The organism is Paenibacillus sp. FSL R5-0914, from assembly GCF_038004525.1.
Taxonomy (GTDB): domain Bacteria; phylum Bacillota; class Bacilli; order Paenibacillales; family Paenibacillaceae; genus Paenibacillus_AQ.
Genome location: NZ_JBBORH010000002.1, coordinates 460,257 through 478,414 on the forward strand (window position 1 = coordinate 460,257; position 18,158 = coordinate 478,414).

The 18,158-nt window shown below is 41.6% G+C and carries 20 protein-coding genes; 16 read left to right on the top strand and 4 right to left on the bottom strand.

Features of this window, described 5'->3' with window-relative positions:
* Positions 1 to 67: 67 nt before the first annotated feature.
* On the bottom strand, positions 68 to 796 hold the full coding sequence (locus MKX60_RS18155; protein ID WP_341060599.1) for an SDR family oxidoreductase: 729 nt from the start codon (positions 794 to 796) through the stop codon (positions 68 to 70).
* 155 nt (positions 797 to 951) lie between these two features.
* Between MKX60_RS18155 and MKX60_RS18160 the strand changes: the two genes are divergently transcribed.
* From MKX60_RS18160 to MKX60_RS18175, 4 genes are all read left to right on the top strand, one after another.
* Positions 952 to 1,290 (top strand): winged helix-turn-helix transcriptional regulator, encoded by a 339-nt coding sequence (locus MKX60_RS18160; RefSeq protein WP_042187604.1) that lies wholly within the window; start codon positions 952 to 954, stop codon positions 1,288 to 1,290.
* 57 nt (positions 1,291 to 1,347) lie between these two features.
* Positions 1,348 to 1,764: a hypothetical protein gene (locus MKX60_RS18165; protein ID WP_341060600.1), complete on the top strand. Its 417-nt coding sequence runs from the start codon at positions 1,348 to 1,350 to the stop codon at positions 1,762 to 1,764.
* Between the two features lie 143 nt (positions 1,765 to 1,907).
* On the top strand, positions 1,908 to 2,270 hold the full coding sequence (locus tag MKX60_RS18170) for a BlaI/MecI/CopY family transcriptional regulator (protein WP_341060601.1): 363 nt from the start codon (positions 1,908 to 1,910) through the stop codon (positions 2,268 to 2,270).
* 2 nt (positions 2,271 to 2,272) lie between these two features.
* Positions 2,273 to 4,342 (top strand): M56 family metallopeptidase, encoded by a 2,070-nt coding sequence (locus MKX60_RS18175; RefSeq protein ID WP_341060603.1) that lies wholly within the window; start codon positions 2,273 to 2,275, stop codon positions 4,340 to 4,342.
* Positions 4,343 to 5,123: 781 nt separating this feature from the next.
* Here the strand turns inward: MKX60_RS18175 and MKX60_RS18180 are convergent.
* A complete protein-coding gene (locus tag MKX60_RS18180; protein WP_256721554.1) occupies positions 5,124 to 5,258 on the bottom strand; it encodes a hypothetical protein in 135 nt (44 codons plus the stop codon).
* A 209-nt stretch (positions 5,259 to 5,467) separates the two neighbouring features.
* Between MKX60_RS18180 and MKX60_RS18185 the strand changes: the two genes are divergently transcribed.
* From MKX60_RS18185 to MKX60_RS18205, 5 genes are read left to right on the top strand one after another with little or no spacing between them, the layout of a single operon-like run.
* Positions 5,468 to 6,481 carry an ABC transporter substrate-binding protein gene (locus tag MKX60_RS18185; RefSeq protein WP_341060605.1) on the top strand — a complete coding sequence of 338 codons (1,014 nt, stop codon included), beginning with the start codon at positions 5,468 to 5,470 and terminating at the stop codon, positions 6,479 to 6,481.
* A 22-nt stretch (positions 6,482 to 6,503) separates the two neighbouring features.
* Positions 6,504 to 7,511, top strand: coding sequence for a FecCD family ABC transporter permease (locus tag MKX60_RS18190; protein WP_445670763.1), 1,008 nt, complete (start codon positions 6,504 to 6,506; stop codon positions 7,509 to 7,511).
* Positions 7,504 to 8,541 (top strand): FecCD family ABC transporter permease, encoded by a 1,038-nt coding sequence (locus MKX60_RS18195; RefSeq protein WP_231573437.1) that lies wholly within the window; start codon positions 7,504 to 7,506, stop codon positions 8,539 to 8,541. The genes MKX60_RS18190 and MKX60_RS18195 overlap by 8 nt, the downstream gene beginning before the upstream one ends.
* A gap of 19 nt (positions 8,542 to 8,560) precedes the next feature.
* Positions 8,561 to 9,361, top strand: a complete 801-nt coding sequence (locus MKX60_RS18200; protein WP_341060607.1) for an alpha/beta hydrolase — start codon at positions 8,561 to 8,563, stop codon at positions 9,359 to 9,361.
* 20 nt (positions 9,362 to 9,381) lie between these two features.
* Positions 9,382 to 10,125: an alpha/beta hydrolase gene (locus MKX60_RS18205; RefSeq protein WP_341060608.1), complete on the top strand. Its 744-nt coding sequence runs from the start codon at positions 9,382 to 9,384 to the stop codon at positions 10,123 to 10,125.
* 100 nt (positions 10,126 to 10,225) lie between these two features.
* Here the strand turns inward: MKX60_RS18205 and MKX60_RS18210 are convergent, their stop codons facing one another.
* Both MKX60_RS18210 and MKX60_RS18215 read right to left on the bottom strand, forming a co-directional pair.
* On the bottom strand, positions 10,226 to 10,759 hold the full coding sequence (locus MKX60_RS18210) for an SRPBCC domain-containing protein (RefSeq protein ID WP_341060609.1): 534 nt from the start codon (positions 10,757 to 10,759) through the stop codon (positions 10,226 to 10,228).
* An 18-nt stretch (positions 10,760 to 10,777) separates the two neighbouring features.
* Positions 10,778 to 11,110 carry an ArsR/SmtB family transcription factor gene (locus tag MKX60_RS18215; protein ID WP_341060610.1) on the bottom strand — a complete coding sequence of 111 codons (333 nt, stop codon included), beginning with the start codon at positions 11,108 to 11,110 and terminating at the stop codon, positions 10,778 to 10,780.
* A 343-nt stretch (positions 11,111 to 11,453) separates the two neighbouring features.
* Between MKX60_RS18215 and MKX60_RS18220 the strand changes: the two genes are divergently transcribed.
* The 7 genes from MKX60_RS18220 (at position 11,454) to mnhG (ending at position 18,047) form a co-directional block, all read left to right on the top strand.
* Positions 11,454 to 12,092 (top strand): universal stress protein, encoded by a 639-nt coding sequence (locus MKX60_RS18220; protein ID WP_256716289.1) that lies wholly within the window; start codon positions 11,454 to 11,456, stop codon positions 12,090 to 12,092.
* A 126-nt stretch (positions 12,093 to 12,218) separates the two neighbouring features.
* On the top strand, positions 12,219 to 15,083 hold the full coding sequence (locus MKX60_RS18225) for a Na+/H+ antiporter subunit A (protein WP_076299497.1): 2,865 nt from the start codon (positions 12,219 to 12,221) through the stop codon (positions 15,081 to 15,083).
* On the top strand, positions 15,083 to 15,421 hold the full coding sequence (locus MKX60_RS18230) for a Na(+)/H(+) antiporter subunit C (RefSeq protein ID WP_076282807.1): 339 nt from the start codon (positions 15,083 to 15,085) through the stop codon (positions 15,419 to 15,421). The genes MKX60_RS18225 and MKX60_RS18230 overlap by 1 nt, the downstream gene beginning before the upstream one ends.
* The gene (locus MKX60_RS18235; protein ID WP_076282806.1) at positions 15,418 to 16,896 is read left to right on the top strand and encodes a Na+/H+ antiporter subunit D; all 1,479 of its coding nucleotides are present in this window, start codon (positions 15,418 to 15,420) and stop codon (positions 16,894 to 16,896) included. Before MKX60_RS18230 ends, MKX60_RS18235 begins: the two co-directional genes overlap by 4 nt.
* A 5-nt stretch (positions 16,897 to 16,901) precedes the next feature.
* Positions 16,902 to 17,375 carry a Na+/H+ antiporter subunit E gene (locus tag MKX60_RS18240; RefSeq protein WP_076282805.1) on the top strand — a complete coding sequence of 158 codons (474 nt, stop codon included), beginning with the start codon at positions 16,902 to 16,904 and terminating at the stop codon, positions 17,373 to 17,375.
* Complete coding sequence (locus MKX60_RS18245) at positions 17,375 to 17,668, top strand: Na(+)/H(+) antiporter subunit F1 (RefSeq protein ID WP_042187626.1); 294 nt, start codon at positions 17,375 to 17,377, stop codon at positions 17,666 to 17,668. The genes MKX60_RS18240 and MKX60_RS18245 overlap by 1 nt, the downstream gene beginning before the upstream one ends.
* Positions 17,643 to 18,047 carry a monovalent cation/H(+) antiporter subunit G gene (gene mnhG, locus MKX60_RS18250; RefSeq protein ID WP_076282804.1) on the top strand — a complete coding sequence of 135 codons (405 nt, stop codon included), beginning with the start codon at positions 17,643 to 17,645 and terminating at the stop codon, positions 18,045 to 18,047. The genes MKX60_RS18245 and mnhG overlap by 26 nt, the downstream gene beginning before the upstream one ends.
* Positions 18,048 to 18,158: the final 111 nt, after the last annotated feature.

Here is an 18,158-nt window from a genome sequence, read left to right on the forward strand (position 1 = left end):
CTAATTCTTTAAACTAAAAGGAGCTGACCCCTAAGTAGCATTTCCTACTTATTGAGTCAGCTATTTTTTAACGCAAAATATAACCCCCATCAGGAAATAGGGTGCTTCCCGTAGTATAGTTATTAGTCATCAAATAAATGGTTGTATGTGCTGCTTCGTCGGCATGTCCTACCCTGCCAAGGATATTCATATTCGTATATTCATCGTAAGACTTGTCTCTAGTCTCTTGTTCTGCTCCAACCCAATTAAAGTTGGTATGAATGGTGCCTGGGGAGATGACATTTACTCGAATCGGAGCCAATTCAACAGCCAATGCTTTTCCTAGACTCTCAATCGCGCCGTTACAAGCTGCATAGGAGGCACCGTCTGCAAGGGGGCGTTGGCCGAATGCGCCAGACATCAGAACAATAGAGCCAGTTGGACTTATATATGGGATCGCGCATTTCACAGCATTATATTGAGGCCAGAACTTTGCATTAAAGCAGCTATGAGCAATCTCTAAGCTTGAAGTAATCGGTCCTCTAACATAAGAGGCGCCGGGAGTGAACAAATGATCGAAGTTGCCGATTTTTTCAAAAAAAGACTTTAAGTCTTCTTCATTTTGATTATCAAGCGAATGAGTTTCGGTAGATTCGGACCCTAGAATTTGTTGAGCTTTTTCTAATTTATCTTGTGAACGCCCAGCGATTATGACATATGCGCCTTGTTCAACCGCTTGTTTGGCAGTCGCGAGCCCTATTCCGGAGCTTCCTCCGATAATGACGATTCGCTGGTTTTTTAATGAAATACTGGACATTTTTATCTACTCCGTTCATAGTTAAATGGACTTTTAAGTTCTGTTTTTTATTATTAGGTATAAAAGAAATTCTGCACAGTACGCACTTTTTTCGTACTAGGTACGATTGTTCATACTAGCTGTGAAATAGAATAACTTTCGAAAGAGATGATCACATGGATTTACTGGAGCCGAGATTGGCCGGAGTGCTTACAACGCTTGATAAGATCGGTGGAAAGTGGAAGCCGCTCATTTTATTTATTTTATTGATAGATGGTACCAAACGATTTGGCGAACTTCGACGGATTATTCCAGATGTCTCTCAAGGGACATTAACTAAGCAACTACGGGAGCTTGAAGAGGATCAACTTATCGATCGTGTGATTTTTCATGAGCTTCCATTGAGGGTGGAATATAGTATTTCAGAACATGGCAAATCACTAATTACTGTTTTGGATAGCATGTGTGGCTGGGGAAGGATGCATCAGGAGTATTTAAATAATACAAATAAGTAAGGGGCGGACATTATTATAAATACTATTTTGCAGGACCCAACGGGTCAGGCCTATAAGATGCTGATACAGGTAGCTATGGAAGTGTGTGATGAATTTATTTTGGTCAAACGGGATCAGATGGAGTTAGAGCCAGAAGGATATGAACTATTGGAACGGTTACAGCCTTTTCTCAAAGAGATCGTCAAAGATGATTATTGGCCGGGGACTCGGCTTATGGGGCATTATGCAGATGTTTATTATTTTAGATGTTCACCGGATGCGGTCGATATCCTACTATCCTATTCTACGAGCTTGTACTCATGGATGCAGACTAGAGTGCCCGATGATCTTTGTTTTTTAAGACAGGGGCGACCGTGGTTAATCAATACAGCTCATGAGCGAGAAAGCCATATTGTAACTGATGTAGAAGAGGAGCTTAACAGACTAGAAGAGAGCGGACTATTGTTTCGTGACTTATCTGTGTTTTATCCTTAATAAAGATAACAATGAGGCGATGTTTGCAAAGACATAGTCTCTTTTTTTGTACTGGAAATTTTTGTAGACAAAATGGTCTACAAGTTGTAAACTCTAATTCAAATAGAAGGTCTAGGAATTGTAGACCAACGGGAGGCGCAAGGTTGAAGGATCTCAGACTGACCGAAATGGAAGGTAGATTTGCGGAATTAATATGGGATCATGAACCGATTTCGTCAGGGAATCTGGTGAAGTTATGTGAATCCGAGCTCAACTGGAAGAAATCAACCACGTATACGATGTTAAAAAGACTTGAAGCTAAAGAGATTTTTAAAAATGATAATGGTGTGGTAGGTTCTCTTATCAAAAAAGATGACTTTTATGCGGAGCAGAGCAAGGCGTTTGTGAAGGAAACCTTCGGCGGTTCGTTACCCAAATTTTTGGCTGCTTTTACAAAGAGCCGGAAATTAAGTGACAGCGAAATTGATGATGTTTTAAGACTAATCCATGAGCATAAGGAGGAGTAACGGTGGATCAGCTGTTTGAACATATTTTAAACATGAACATTACGGGAAGTTATGTGATTGTGTTTATCATCGTGGCACGGCTGTTCTTAAGAAAAGTTCCCAAAATATTCTCCTATGCCTTATGGTCAGTGGTTTTGATCCGACTCCTGTGTCCGTTCTCGATTGAGAGTATATTTAGTTTTATCCCATCTGAAGTACAGAACTCACCTCTAAATAAGCTATACACACAAACGCCTCAAATCCAAAATGTAATCAACACATCCGAGCAAGCTGTAAATAATATATCACCTGTACCTATCCCCTCTACACCTGCTGCACCAAGTGGTATAATCCCTTCAAATCCTTCAGACGCGTGGATTAACATAGGCCAATATATATGGTTGATCGGGATTGGGCTGCTGCTCATCTACAGCATTGTTGCCACTGTTCGACTTTCACGAAACTTAAGAGCCGCAACCCCTCTTTTCGAAAATGTATATGAACATAACGGCATCTCCACACCTTTTGTATTCGGCTTCCTTAAGCCTAGAATATACCTTCCAAACGGTCTTTCCGATCATGAAAAAGCTTATATCATCAAACACGAGCAAGTGCACATACACAGATGCGACCACATCATAAAACCTCTCGCGTTCGCTGTTCTGTGTATACATTGGTTTAATCCAGTGGTTTGGCTTGCTTTTTATTTGATGAATGATGATACGGAGCAGTCCTGTGACGAAAGCGTCATAAGACAGATGGGCAGTGGAATCAAAAAGGAATACTCGACCTCACTCTTATCCGTATCTACTGGAAGACGATTTATGGGCGGTTCACCGCTTGCCTTTGGAGAGAGCAACACGAAAGGGCGGATAAAAAATATTTTAAACTACAAAAAACCAGCCTTTTGGGTTGTTTTAGTCGCAATCATAGTTGTGGCTGCGCTGTGTGTCGGACTCATAAGTAATCCGAAAAATGATCCATTAACCGTAAAGGATTATGCCGAGCAATTTATGGAGCAGAACATTACGAGCTATGAGAATAGTACAAATGTTAAGATGGTTGATAGTAAAATTACTAAGCTTGAAAAAATAGCGTCATTCGACGATCTGTTTGCAACACCCTTGGAAATTTGGAGTTTAGAATATCGCTTGAAACCGGATGATTCAACTAAGCTGACGATGACGGAAAATGTGGTTGATGGATTTATCACCGAAGAAGGAAGCATGGGAAAACCGATACTTATTTTTTCCATTATGAACTCAACACCACAATATTTGGGCGTAATCAGGAGTGGAGAGAATGGCCTATCCACACCAGCCGGTCAGGAAATGGCAGTGCGTGTGTTTCTTGAAGCAAACCATCAGCTTCCGCATGAAACTTATAGCGGGAATCATATTCTAGTGAAATTCCCCTTAACGACAGGCGAAACAAGCCAACTGTTGTTATCCCAACCTGTTATTCAAGGAGATACAGGAATTTGGATCGTAGAACGCTGGAAGGATTCGAATGGAAATGAATATTACAATACACCTCAAACCGATGTTACGATAGCTGAATATTATGCCCGTCTGCAGACATTAGCGGATCAGGGTGAGGAGCCAGCACTACTTGATCCTTTGCAGGTCGCCATGAATTATATAAGCAATGATATTGGAATGGGTCAGCATGTTAAGCTGGATCAGCTTGTGGTGGACAATGAGGCTACAGCTGATGATTTTGCGATCACACCCGAGAGTATATTAATGGGCTATGTTTTTAATCTTAGCCTGGAGAATCATACCTTTGATTTTGATAACATTGAATGGCTAACAATGGAGGATTCCGCTCGCTTTAAAGGGTTGAATATTAATCCAGATGAGGATATGCCCAATGGATTTTATATCCTCAACAAATATACGTATACCGATCCATTAGAGGTTGCAGAGGATACGAGATATTCTATAGTTGATGCTAATGCGGGTGGTCTAAAAGAAGTAAGCAAGCAGGAGTTTATTGAATATTTCAAGCAATATACTGATTTTGTGCCCCCGTGTGTGATTACTAAAAAAGACGGATATGTCACCAGCATTGCTGAGAAATATATGCCGTGAAATATCCGCTGATGAAAAAAGATGAACTTATATTTAAAGCGCTGAAGAACCCGCATTTAGTGCGGGTTCTTCAGCATGTGTATCGGCGCTGGCTCCTTTACGTTACTGCCGGCACATTATATTCGATTTTTCGCATACATTTGGCTCGTTTACGTTACCTTCGGCACATTGTATTCGGTTTTTTGCATACATTTGGCTCGTTTACGTTACCTTCGGCACATTGTATTCGGTTTTTCGCATACATTTGGCTCGTTTACGTTACCTTCGACACATTGTATTCGGTTTTTCGCATACAGTTGGCTTATTTACGTTAGCTTCTGCACATTGTATTCGGTTTTTCGCATACATTTGGCTTATTACGTTACCTTCGACACATTGTATTCGGTTTTTCGCATACATTTGGCTTATTTACGTTACCTTCGGCACATTGTATTCGATTTTTCGCATACAGTTGGCTTATTTACGTTAGCTTCGGCACATTGTATTCGGTTTTTCGCATACATTTGGCTTATTACGTTAGCGTCGGCACATTGTATTCGGTTTTTCGCATACAGTTGTCCGTAAGCTCGACTAAAACATGTATTCTAAGGATTTAAGGTCCGCTCGGTCCGTCATCCTAAAGAGGCGTGTGCTTAATTAAAAACAGGGCTCCCCATGGCCAACAGTTGAATATAGGCCCATCCCTTGAGTTCATTTCACATTTCTCCGCAATCTAGAAGTTTTAAAAATTCTATTATAGCAAGCATAAACGCCTTCGGTGTTCTTAATAGGACGGTAGAGTCTAGGCCATTGGCAGACCCAATTGTTTACGAAACTTATTCCGAACTACGACAGAGAGTGCATCTAGCTCGACAAGCTCTGCCAGAGCGTACGCCTCTTGAAGACCAACCTGCATTAGATGCAGTACATGTGACACGGATGCACCGCCAGCTCCATTTCCTTTTTTAACAATTACGTCATCTGCGGAAATTTCTCCCTTTATAATGATCTGACAATTTACAAAATTTCATATATTTAAAGAAATCTATTGATAATTATTCTCATATGATTTAATATGATAACGATTCTCATTATCATTACTTTATTTTAAGGAATGATAAAAAAATATAGATGGGGAGATAGATAATGAATCAGAAAAAAGTTTTATTAGCAGGGGTATCAGCGGTTTTAGCTTTGAGTTTGGCGGCTTGCGGTAACAATGAAAAGGATAACGCAGCTTCAAAAAGTGCAAATAATTCCGCCGTAGCAGCAGAGGGAAATGCAAACAACAAAGGAAATACGGCTCAGGAGGCGGTAGCCACTGAACAAACCATTACATATCTAGGCAAGGATTATGTAGTACCTGCAGAGATTCACAATATCGTAGCTGCAAGTCTTGAATCTATGGAAGATGCTGCAATCCTAGGAGTGAAGCCTGTAGGCGTACTTGCTATAGCAAATGCCATTCCAGGTTATCTGTCAACGGAATTAGCTGGTGCATCTTTAGTGGGGGATAAATTTGCTCCAAGTAATGAGGCGATCTTGCAGCTAGATCCAGATGTTATTTTAGGGTCTTCCAAGTTTGGTGAAGATGTGTCGGGTGCGCTTAATAAAATTCAAACGATGATTCCTTATTCACATATCTCAACGAATTGGAAAGATAATCTGCTTTTACTAGGTCAATTATCCGGAAAGACCTCAGAAGCAGAAAAGATTATTAGCGATTATGAATCAAAAGCTGCTAGTGCAAAGGCTGACGTTGGAGAAAAGTTGAAAGATAAATCAATTCTAGTTATTCGTATTCGTGAGGGTAGTATGTGTGTGTATCCAGCGGGTGTTTACCTGAATCCGGTTATTTACGAAGATTTAGGTGCTACCATTCCCGAAGTAATAACAACTACTAAAGCTCAAGCTGAGCTTTCACTAGAAGCTTTAGCGGAAATTAATCCGGACTATATTTTCTTACAGTTTGAGACCAGCGAGAATACGGATAATGCAACGGCACTTGATGATTTACTTAAGAATCCGATCTTCAAAAGCGTAAATGCAGTCAAAAACAATCATGTCTTTGTAAATGCAATTGATCCGTTGGCGCAAGGTGGTACAGCTTGGTCTAAAGTAAGATTCCTGGATGCTGCAATTGAAAATCTCTTAAAGTAAAACCGAAGGTGCGATGAATAAGATGAATACAAAAAATTGGAAAGTTATATTGATCCTATCAACTTCTCCATTATTCATCGTATTAGCAATAGTTGTATCCGTCTTATATGGTGTTAAAGATATTGGAATATTGACAATATGGCAGGCGATTACACACTTCGATGCAAATAATGTGGACCACAACATTATTATGACATCTAGATTACCGCGTGTAATCGCCGCTTTATTAGTTGGAGCGGCCCTAGCTGTTTCAGGGGCGTTAATGCAAGGTGTTACACGGAATTATCTTGCGTCACCATCGATTATGGGAGTAAATGACGGATCGGCATTTGTTATTACGTTGGCTATGGTGTTTTATCCTGGATTATCGAATGTGCATATGATTCTTTTATCCATGGTGGGTTCCGCTATCGGAGCGGGTTTGGTTTTCGGATTTGGCTCATTGGTCAAAAACGGCTTATCTCCAGTCAGACTAGCTATTATTGGTACTGTAATTGGTACATTTTTAAGTAGTATTGCCTCAGCAGTAGCGATGTTTTTTCAAGTCTCACAAAATGTTAGCGTTTGGTATAGCTCGAAAATACATACTGTAAATCCAGATATGCTAATATTGTCCATTCCTTTTATAATCGTTGGTCTGCTCTTGGCAGTTAGTATTTCTAAATCTGTAATGGTTGCCTCCCTAGGAGATGAAACGGCAATTAGCTTGGGTCAACGGACAAAATGGGTGAAAATCATCAGTATTTTATCTGTTGTATGTCTGACCGGGACAGCAGTGGCCTTAGTAGGTAAGATTGCCTTTGTAGGTCTAATCATTCCTCATATTACACGTTTTATCGTTGGTATCGACTATCGTTTCATCATTCCTTGCTCAGCAGTCATTGGGGCTGTTTTTTTAGCATTTAGTGATGTCTTAAGCCGGTATATTAACTTTCCGTTTGAGACGCCAATTGGCGTTGTGACAGCCTTTATTGGAATCCCGTTCTTCCTTTATTTAATTCGGGTTAAAGGGGGAGAGCAACGTGGATAGAGGCAGAATACAGTTTAGTCGCTATATATTGACGCTACTAGCTTTTATCCTGCTAACACTTGTGGCGGGGTATTTTCATCTAACGAATGGCGCTTTTGATATGTCTGTCATGGATGTGATAAAAACGCTGCTGCGAATAGATCCCAATCCTAAATTTGACCTGGTTATTTTTCAATTTCGACTACCACGGATCATTATTGCGTCATTAGTAGGCATAGGTCTGGGGATGGCTGGAACGGTCATTCAAGGCATTACCCGAAACGGGCTGGCTGATCCAGGTATCCTTGGGATTAATGCCGGTGCCGGAGCTGCCATCGTTGCATTTATGTTTTTCTTTCAGATGTCAGGGGTTACTTTTTTTAAAGAAAGCTGGTTTTCGATACTAGCCATGCCTCTCTTTGGTTTTGTGGGGGGGCTTGCCGCAGTTGTGGTTATCTTTATTTTCTCTTGGCGGAATGGTGCACTTGATATGCAACGTTTGATATTGACAGGGATCGCGATAAGCAGTGGTTTTGGGGCGTTGTCGTTGTATCTTTCTCTAAAAATGAATGCAAGTGATTATGAAATGGCTGCGGTATGGAGTGTCGGAAGTATTTACAGCGCGAATTGGACTTATATCATAATGATCACACCTTGGGTGCTGATTTTAGGATTTGTGATGTATCGAAAAAGCTATTTGCTCAATTATTTTCAATTGGAGGATTCCAGCACAAAAAGCTTGGGGATCTCCGTAGAAAAAGAAAAGCTGATCTTTCTGTTATGCAGTGTGGGGATTGTAAGTGTCTGTGTATCTGTATCCGGTTCTATAGGTTTTATAGGATTGATGGCTCCTCACATCGCCAGAAGATTAGTAGGAATTAATCACCGCTATATTATGTTATCCAGTGCAGTGGTTGGGATGTTTTTGCTGGTGATCTCGGATTATTTTGCCAAAACATTATTTCAGCCAGCAGAGTTGCCTGTGGGAATAGTCGTTTCCATTATTGGCATTCCCTATTTCTTATATTTATTAGCCAAGTCAAGAGTGTAGGGGAGAGTGAGCAGCACATATGTCAACACAAGTTGAACTCGAACGCACAGAATCATGGAAGCTAGAATCTCAGTATATGGGCTACACGTATGATATAAAGGTCTCAATTCCGAGAGAAGAGGCCCTTGAGAATGGATTTCCCGTCTATTACATTCTCGATGGTAATTCATATTTTCAATTGGGCCGGGATGTCGTGAAATTGCAGTCAAGAAATGCGCCGAAAACTTTGATTGCACCAGCCATCGTGATTGGCATTGGGCATTATGGTTCGGATGATGAGGTCTCCAAAAGAAGATTTTATGATTTCACGCCTCCTGCGAAGCAGTATGTATATCCGGATCGATTGAAAAATGCTGACATAGGACCACATGGTGGTGCTGAAAAGTTCCTATCTTTTTTAGAGTTAGAGTTAATGCCCCTGGTCTCTGAAAAATATAATATCGATCAGCATAAGCAAGTTTTGTTTGGTCACTCATTAAGCGGGTTGTTTGTCCTCTGGACGCTGTTCACTCGTGCCGAACTATTCCAGTATTATTTGGCCTCTAGCCCCTCGATTTGGTGGAATGATCATGAAATCTTGGCGTATGCGGAGGCGTTTTATAAGAAGGGTCAAACGATAAGATCCGAGAAAAGAAAGCTATTGATCACAGTGGGCAGTGAAGAGGCGTTTATGGTCGATGATGCTAAAGGATTATTTTCAAAATTGTGTGAGTATTCTTTGCCTGATTTGCAGGTTGAGCATTACATAGCGCCAGATGAAAACCACGCGTCAGTAGTACCGACCATCATGAGCAGAGCGTTCCGTATGTTGAATTGTTAAGGAAGGGGATATGATGCAGGATGATGTTAGGAGAACTTACTACTTTTGAACATATGGGGCGACAAATTATCGTGTATCTCCCTAAAGCATATCATTTGTTTACTGAGCGAAGCTTCCCGGCGGTTTTCTTACAGGATGGCGATTTCTTGTTCAAAGAGTCGATTGCTGATATAGAAAGGGATGTGGAGGCGGGGATTACAGAACCGGTTATTTTTATCGGGATTGATTCTCAGCGACGCAATGATGAATATACACCTTGGGAAATGCCTGCTCTTTTTAAGGATTGGTCCTTTGGGGGCAAGGGTGATGAATATTTGGATTACGTATATAAGAAACTGGTCCCGCATATAATTCGTTCCTTTCGCATCTCTCATGAGCCGGGCAAATTGGCATTAGGCGGTGTATCACTAGGTGGGTTAATAAGTCTGTATGCGATGTACAAGACGGAGTCTGTTTTTGATAATTTTATTTTCATATCCGCGTCTGTGTGGTTTGAAGATTTTATACATTATATGGAGACTTCAAAGTTAGATAGGGAATGCAAAGTCTATATGTATGTAGGTGAACAGGAAGGTATCCAGAAGACTAATGCACAGAAGGACATGGTGCCTAATAGTAAACGTGCTTTTGATATTTTAAAAGAGAAGATAGATGGAGCTGATCAGCGGGTGATGTTTGAGACAGATCCATTAGGCACGCATAATGACACGTTTTTTCTGCAATATTTTCCGAGTAGCCTCAGGTTCTTATTTCCCGCAAAATGAATAAAAGGACGAGCAGGATAGAGTATCCTTGCATCGTCCTATTTTTTTACATATAGGTTAGATAACCATAATTTAGTCTTGCGGTTCGAGCATATCTACTTTATTTACTCTTCAGTATATTCTCAAGATGTACGTCCAAATTATCAAAGGTTTGTGAAATACCCGGTAGCATCCCCATATCAATCACTTGTTGTAACGCTTCTGGAGAAGCGTATTTACCGGTGTTAACCAGCTTCGTTTGACCATCCAGCTCGATAAAATCTAGTTGGACTAGTGTCTCGGGCAGATCTTTTGAAATATTACCTTCGGCATCTGAGAACCCGTCCGCGTAAATAATTTGCTCTGGAATCGAAATTTCCCCATAAATCGCCTTACCCCAAGACTCCATACCGTAGAAATCTCCCTGACTCTTATCCTCGCACTTCATGCAATAATGCCAAGTACCTCCTGGACGGAAATCGACATGGCATACGGGAAGTGTCCAACCTTTTGGCCCCCACCAATGCTTCAAATGCTCAGCCTCAGAAAAAGCTTTAAAAACTAGCTCACGTGGAGCTTTAAAAATACGCTCTAATATTAGAGTGCTGCCTTCAATTTTGGATACTAGTTGGTTGGTTTGGTTAGAATTTGTCATTGGATAAATCCTCCTCGTTTACTTTTCATTATCTAATTCCTTGCTTTGTAGCTTCTGCAAATAATCATCCAGTCGATCGTAGCGTTCCTCCCACATATGACGGTAGGATTCTAACCAAGTGTCTAATTCCTTAAAAGGGTCAGGGCGGAGTTTGCAAATGCGCCGATTAGCAACAGCTTGAACTTCAATAAGGCCTGCTTCACTGAGAACACGCAAATGCTTGGACGCTTGAGGCTGACGCAACTGAAGACTTTCTGCGATCTCTCCAACGGTTAGGGGTTTCTCGCGTAATAGTTCAACGATCTGCATACGATTAGGCTCTGCTAAAGCACTCATTACGTAAGTATTCATAAACAATCATCACTTCGATTCATTGATTTGATTCGGATTTCATATGACGGGCCATGATGGAGCGACTCAACAGGCCTACTTCCTTGTATTTCCTGTTTGCTTTTAAAATATACCATTAAGTGAATATTCCTGTAAAGGGATATTTAGAGTTTTCATTGTATGATAACTTCAAAAGATGGGCATAGTACAAGCATTACGTAGAAATATGTTCCATGATAACCATTAAACTTTACAAAAAACATAGGAATAGATATAATTAAGTATAACTTATCGGTTTTAGATTTACGCAAGGGGCCTAACGCCAGTAGGCTCCTTTTGTATTTCTTGGCCATGTTACAGGAGGGTGAAGGTCATACACAATGAAAAGATTATGGTTTGTGTTCATTATGGTCCGCATGGGGAGCGTTTAATCCGGCGTGGTGTGCAACTATCTGAAATAATAGGGGCCCCATTGTTTGTATTAAATGTCGATAGTTCGGACAATGATGAATATAATCAGAGCAAAGAAATGTATATGACGGTTTGGAAACGTCTTGCCGATGAAGCTGGCGCAGAATTTATCATTCGGAAACGTGAAGGCCGAAAAACAACTGATATTATTGTAGAAGTAGCTGAAAAGAATGAGGTTACACAGATCGTCATTGGACAATCTGCTCAGACTCGATGGCAGGAGCTTACCAAACGCAATTTCATCAATGAACTCATTGGTAAAATGAAAATGATGGATCTGCATGTAGTCGCCGTTCAACGGATGCGCGCCGGGCTGGAAGAAACCCATGAGGAAGGTGTAATCGCCTACCTGGTCAAAATCGGGGATGAGTATCAGCTCAGTGATGAACCTAAGGGAGAGTATTCGCTTAAAGGAAAGTTCTTTCACGAATTACACACAGAATTTGAGAACGGTTTATTCAGAATTGAGCAAGAGGATGGAAAGACTAGATATTTGCATATTTGTGATGGCACATTGACCGATTCTTTATAATCGGCGTGCCCTTATCTTGATGAGGGCCTATTATTAAGGGCCCTTCCAATCATATGATCTTTGGCTTTTGGTAAAAAAGTAAGTACTAAAGTTCACAACTTGATAAGCTCAAGTGGAAAAGGAGGACTGCCTTTGCTGCATGTAATCATACTTGTTCCGTTTCTAATGGCCTTAGTAATCGCACTTTTGACCAAGAGAGCATCCAACCTTCATAGAGGATGGCTTGTTTTCCCCGGTTCACTCGCTTTGTTTGTATATTTTTTAACCCGGATTCCTGTTATTAAAGGAGGGGATTTGGGATATGAAACCGTTTCATGGATTCCTTCCCTAGGCATTGATTTGGTTTTCCATCTGGATGGATTAAGTTTACTGTTCGCTTTGTTAATCACTGGAATGGGTAGTCTTGTAATTATCTATTCGATTTATTATCTAGACAAGCGAAAAGAAGCGTTGACCCCTTTTTATATTTATTTAATGTTGTTTATGGGAGCGATGCTTGGCGTTGTGCTCTCGGATAACTTGATGGTGTTATACGGTTTTTGGGAATTAACAAGTGTCTCGTCATTTCTGTTGATTGCTTTCTGGCATCGGCGGCAAAAATCGCGGTATGGTGCTCTCAAATCTATGTTGATTACCGTATTTGGTGGTTTAGCGATGTTTGCCGGCTTTTTAATGCTTTATGTAATGACAGGCACTTTTAGTATCAGGGAAATTTGGAGTGAGGTTGGCGATATTAGCGGGCATGCTTTATTTATTCCGGCGATGCTACTAATTCTCTTAGGCGCCTTCACCAAATCAGCTCAGTTCCCGTTCCATATCTGGCTGCCGGATGCCATGGAGGCACCGACACCCGTCAGCGCATATCTTCACTCAGCAACGATGGTTAAAGCTGGATTGTATCTTGTCGCCCGTTTCAGCCCTATTTTTGCGGGGCAATATGAGTGGTTCTGGGTTGTGTCAGGCGTCGGTTTGATCACCTTGATTTATGGCTCTATCCAGGCGATGAAGCAGACGGACCTGAAGGCTCTATTAGCCTATTCAACGATTAGTCAACTTGGACTGATTATGGGATTGCTAGGAATGGGATCGGCAGCGGCATTTTATGCAGGGGAAGATTCAGTCTTTTACACTGCTGCAACAACAGCGGCTATCTTTCACCTTATTAACCATGCCATCTTTAAAGGCTCTTTGTTTATGATGGTCGGTATAGTTGACCATGAGACAGGTACCCGCGATCTGCGAAAGCTGGGCGGACTGATTTCCATTATGCCGGTTACCTTTACGGTAGCGATGATCGGCAGTTTCTCCATGGCTGGTTTGCCGCCATTTTCAGGATTTTTAAGTAAAGAGATGTTTTTTACAGCTGTCCTGAATATCCGAAACTTGGATATATTCTCTATTCCCTCGTTGTTTACGCTCTTCCCGGTTTTGGCCTGGATTGCCAGCGTGTTTACTTTTGCATACAGTATGATTTTGGTATTCCACACCTTTTTCGGAAAATATCAGCCTGAGAAGCTGGACAAAAAACCGCATGAAGCCCCATTTGGACTTCTGCTTGCCCCGTGCCTGCTAGCAGTGCTGTCTATATTTATCGGTTTTTTCCCGAATATATTATCTAATACACTTATTATCCCTGCAATGAATGCTATTCACCCTATCTTGCAGACCGGGGAACCTTTTGTTGTGAATATCCATTTCTGGCACGGCTTTACACCAGAAGTATGGATGACACTTGGTGTTGTGATTCTTGGTATTACTGTATACCGAATCTATGGCCGCTTAAGTCTGGTCGATAAAGAATGGGGCAGTGGCTACACTTTAAATCAAGTCTATGACGGAGTAATCCGGCTGGTTGAGAAATTGTCTAGATGGGTGACTAGTTCTTATATGACTGGTTCCATGAGACATTATTTAATGTATATTTTTTCCTTCTTGATCGTAACGATTTGCGGTGTCGTCTGGTATTCAGATGGAATTACACTTGGTACGACTGAGTATACTCCTTTTTCTTTGTTTGAGGTTATTGCTGTAATGGTTTTGCTTCTAGGTGCTTTAGCTATTCCGTTTGTGCGTTCCAGAATAACAGCCATTTTGTTAACAGGAATGGTTGGTTATATGGTTACTTTGCTCTTTGTTCTGTTCAGAGCTCCTGATCTGGCGCTTACGCAAATGATTGTTGAAGTGGTATCTGTTACATTGTTCCTATTATGTTTCAGGCATTTGCCTAGGCTGGAAAAAGAGAAGCTCAAACCTCGTGCGCATTTCCTGAAACTAACTATTTCCATCGGGATGGGCGTAACGATGACATTGGTTGCACTTGCTGCTCTAGGCAGTAGTCCGTTCGAATCCATCTCGAAATATTATGTGGAGAATAGCTATACTTTGGGTGGCGGTAAAAATATTGTCAATGTTCTGCTCGTTGATTTCCGCGGCTTTGATACCATGTTTGAAATAACAGTACTAGGCCTTGCCTCACTTGCTATTTATTCCATGATCAAGCTGCAGTTGGATGGAGAGGGTACAGCAGACCAACTGAAGAGGGTTGTTCCCTATAATAAGCCTCGTTATTCCCGAAGTGATGATGTGTTACTGCAAGCGGTAGCTAAAGTAGCATTCGTTATCATTCTGATATTTTCGTTGTTTTTGTTTTTTGCCGGTCATAATAATCCGGGAGGCGGATTTATTGGGGCTTTGATGGCTTCTGCAGGTTTGGTGCTACTTGCTATTACTTTTGGGATGGATATGGTTGAGAAAGTGCTGCCTATTAATTATCGTAAGTTAATTGCGATCGGGATTTCGATTGCTTTTCTTACCGGGGTTGGCTCATTTATATTCGACGTACCCTTCCTGAGCCAAAATTTTGGGTATTTCCAATTGCCGCTTATGGGCAAAACAGAATTAACCACTGCAATGTTCTTTGATCTTGGTGTTTATCTAGCTGTTATTGGTGTCACTATGAATATCATACTTACGATCGGGAGGGATAGCTAATGGAGCTTGTTGTTGCCTTGGCGATCGGCGTATTGTTTACCGTAGGTGTTTATCTAGTCCTTTCCAAAAGCTTGCTACGCATCCTGCTGGGTACTAATTTAATTACCCATGGTGTTCATTTACTGCTACTGACAATGTCGGGTCTCAAGACAGGTGCTCCACCTTTGCTAGGTGAAAAAGCGGAGGCGTATGTAGATCCGTTACCGCAGGCGCTCATTTTGACCTCTATTGTAATTAGTTTTGGAGTAACAGCATTCTTCATTGTTTTGGCATACCGGACTTACCGTTCGACGGGCACGGATGATGTGGAAGGAACCAAGGAGGAGAGACAACAATGAACAACTTGCTAGTGCTGCCTCTGCTGATTCCGGCCTTTACGGCAGTTATACTGATTTTTCTAAAAGAACGAGTGGATCTGCAACGTATTATCAGTGCCGTCAGTGTGTTTTTAAATATCTTGGTTTCTGGAATCATTGTGTACCAGGTAAGTACAAAGGGCATCCAGACCCTATATATGGGTGGATGGCTTCCACCTTATGGCATTGTGTTTGTTGCCGATATGTTTGCGGCCTTACTTGTGCTAGTCGGTGCTATTGTTGGTGCGGCATGTCTATTTTTTTCCTTCGCCAGCATTGGGGAAGAAAGAGAAAGGTTTTATTACTATCCGTTTTTCCATTTTCTATTAACTGGGGTATTTGGCTCCTTTCTCACCGGAGATTTGTTTAATTTGTTCGTCTGCTTTGAGGTCCTGTTAGTTGCCTCGTACGCTTTAATTGTACTTGGTGGCTCCAAAGGTCAACTGAGAGAGACGTTAAAATATGTATTAGTTAACGTGATTTCCTCTTCCTTGTTTGTAGCAACGCTTGCTTATTTATATGCCGCGACAGGAACACTGAATATGGCACATCTATCTATGCGTGTAGCAGAGGCGGGACAAGGCGGTGTAATGAACGTCATTGCGGTCCTGCTGCTGATCGTATTTTCGATAAAGGCAGGTTTGTTGCTCTTTTTCTGGCTTCCGGATTCTTATAGTGCGCCACCTGTGGCTGTTAGAGCACTGTTTGGAGCATTGTTAACGAAAGTGGGATTGTATGCCATTACACGTACCTTTACATTGATTTTTATTCAAGAACCGGGACTCACCCATTCACTGATTGCCTGGATGGCGGGAGCGACGATGATCCTTGGTGCAATCGGTGCACTGGCTTACAACGATCTGGGGCGGATTTTTAATTATAATATCATCATCAGTGTTGGATTTATTGCTTTTGGGATTTCTGTCGCGACTCAGGATTCGTTAAATGGTGTAGTGTTTTATTTAATGCATGACATGGTTGCCAAAGCATTATTATTTTTCCTGGGCGGGATGATTATCTCAGCATCGGGCACCGACCGCTTAAAAGAAATGGGTGGTTTAATTCGACGCTATCCGTGGACCGGCTGGATGTTCTTCGTACTGACTTTGGCGTTGGTTGGTGTTCCACCACTTAGTGGTTTCGCTGGAAAAGTGATGATGGTGCGTAGCGGATTTGGACAGAATCATGTGGCTCTGGCTCTAATTGCACTTGCATCAAGCTTCATAGTGTTATATTCCTTGATCAAGGTATTCCAGCAGGTATTCTGGGGTGGCGAGAAAAGGGAAGAACAAGTCAAACCGCTTCATTATAAAGCTATGATGGCACCGGCAGCTGTTCTGTTCGCGATTGTAATTCTGATGGGTGTAGGTGCTGAGACGGTAAACGGATATGTCAGCCAAGCCGGAGCCGTACTGGCCGATCCAGCATTATACATTAACGCTGTCATGAAGGAGTAGATACTATGGCTTTTCAACTATTATTGAATTTCATGATAGCATTCCTGTGGATGTTTCTGCACAATGATTGGACTGGGCCACGTTTCGTCATTGGTTTCCTGCTCGGTATACTCATTCTGCTCGGAATGCGACGCTTTTGGCCCAGATTATATCTTGGAAAAGTGTGGGCGATCCTTAAGCTAATCCTGTTGCTGCTGCGGGAGCTGGTCGTTTCTAGTTATGTAGTGGTAAAAGCCGTTCTAAGACCGGAGCTTAATATACGTCCAGCTATCCTCAAATATACTACAGAGCTGAAATCAGATTGGGAAGTGGCAACGTTAATCACGATGCTCTGCCTCACTCCTGGATCGGTGGTACTTGAAGTGTCGGATGATAATCGGACATTGTATATTCACGCTATGGATGTTGATGACCCTGCACAGTTCAGAGCAAATATCCGTGATACCTTTGAGCGAGCGATACTGGAGGTGACCCGCTAATGATTCATTTTATTCTTATGCTATCCATTACGATCATGGCTTTAGCTATAGGCGTATGTGCTTGGCGTTTGGTGAAAGGACCTTCTTTACCTGACCGAGTCGCTGCACTAGATACGATTGGAATTAATCTGCTAGCAATGGTGGCCGTGTTATCTGTCTTTCTCCAAACGCAGGCTTTTATAGAAATTATTTTATTGATTGGAATTCTTTCCTTTATTGGAACGACAGCCTTTGCCAGATATATCGAAAAGGGAGTGGTGCTAGAAAATGGAAATGATCAAGACTACAGGTGAGTTGCTGTTTGCCTTGTTAATTCTTATAGGGGCATTGCTTAGCGCCGTTAGTGCTATTGGTTTGATACGGCTACCTGATGTTTATCTAAGATCACATGCTGCCGCGAAGAGTGCCACTCTCGGTGTGTTATGTGTCTTAGTTGGGGCATTTCTATATTTTGCATTTTTTCAGAATCATATTAGTGCAAAGCTATTACTAGGAATTGTCTTTGTATTTATAACTGCACCTTTATCCGCCCACCTAACAGGTAGGGCGGCATATCGCTCCGGTGTTCCTCATTGGGATCGAAGAATTCAGGATGATTTAAAAGAGGTGCTGGAGAAAGAGCAAGTTATACCAGTAACCCCTGAACGAGATATACCTCAAGAACAAAGGTAGAAGTGTTAGGAATTATCTTGATTTTCAATAACAGCAGCAAAAACTGTAACAAACCCGCGTCTACACGCGGGTTTGTTTTTTATTAATGGAGTACTATTCTTTTGTTAACAT

Bases quoted from the DNA above. Each gene is read 5' to 3' on its own strand.
- mnhG (WP_076282804.1), top strand. From the start codon at position 17,643: ATGGAAATGATCAAGACTACAGGTGAGTTGCTGTTTGCCTTGTTAATT.
- MKX60_RS18245 (WP_042187626.1), top strand. From the start codon at position 17,375: ATGATTCATTTTATTCTTATGCTATCCATTACGATCATGGCTTTAGCT.
- MKX60_RS18200 (WP_341060607.1), top strand. From the start codon at position 8,561: ATGTCAACACAAGTTGAACTCGAACGCACAGAATCATGGAAGCTAGAA.
- MKX60_RS18230 (WP_076282807.1), top strand. From the start codon at position 15,083: ATGGAGCTTGTTGTTGCCTTGGCGATCGGCGTATTGTTTACCGTAGGT.
- MKX60_RS18240 (WP_076282805.1), top strand. From the start codon at position 16,902: ATGGCTTTTCAACTATTATTGAATTTCATGATAGCATTCCTGTGGATG.
- MKX60_RS18210 (WP_341060609.1), bottom strand. From the start codon at position 10,759: ATGACAAATTCTAACCAAACCAACCAACTAGTATCCAAAATTGAAGGC.
- MKX60_RS18185 (WP_341060605.1), top strand. From the start codon at position 5,468: ATGAATCAGAAAAAAGTTTTATTAGCAGGGGTATCAGCGGTTTTAGCT.
- MKX60_RS18235 (WP_076282806.1), top strand. From the start codon at position 15,418: ATGAACAACTTGCTAGTGCTGCCTCTGCTGATTCCGGCCTTTACGGCA.
- MKX60_RS18165 (WP_341060600.1), top strand. From the start codon at position 1,348: ATGCTGATACAGGTAGCTATGGAAGTGTGTGATGAATTTATTTTGGTC.
- MKX60_RS18155 (WP_341060599.1), bottom strand. From the start codon at position 796: ATGTCCAGTATTTCATTAAAAAACCAGCGAATCGTCATTATCGGAGGA.
- MKX60_RS18190 (WP_445670763.1), top strand. From the start codon at position 6,504: ATGAATACAAAAAATTGGAAAGTTATATTGATCCTATCAACTTCTCCA.
- MKX60_RS18215 (WP_341060610.1), bottom strand. From the start codon at position 11,110: ATGAATACTTACGTAATGAGTGCTTTAGCAGAGCCTAATCGTATGCAG.
- MKX60_RS18160 (WP_042187604.1), top strand. From the start codon at position 952: ATGGATTTACTGGAGCCGAGATTGGCCGGAGTGCTTACAACGCTTGAT.
- MKX60_RS18205 (WP_341060608.1), top strand. From the start codon at position 9,382: ATGATGTTAGGAGAACTTACTACTTTTGAACATATGGGGCGACAAATT.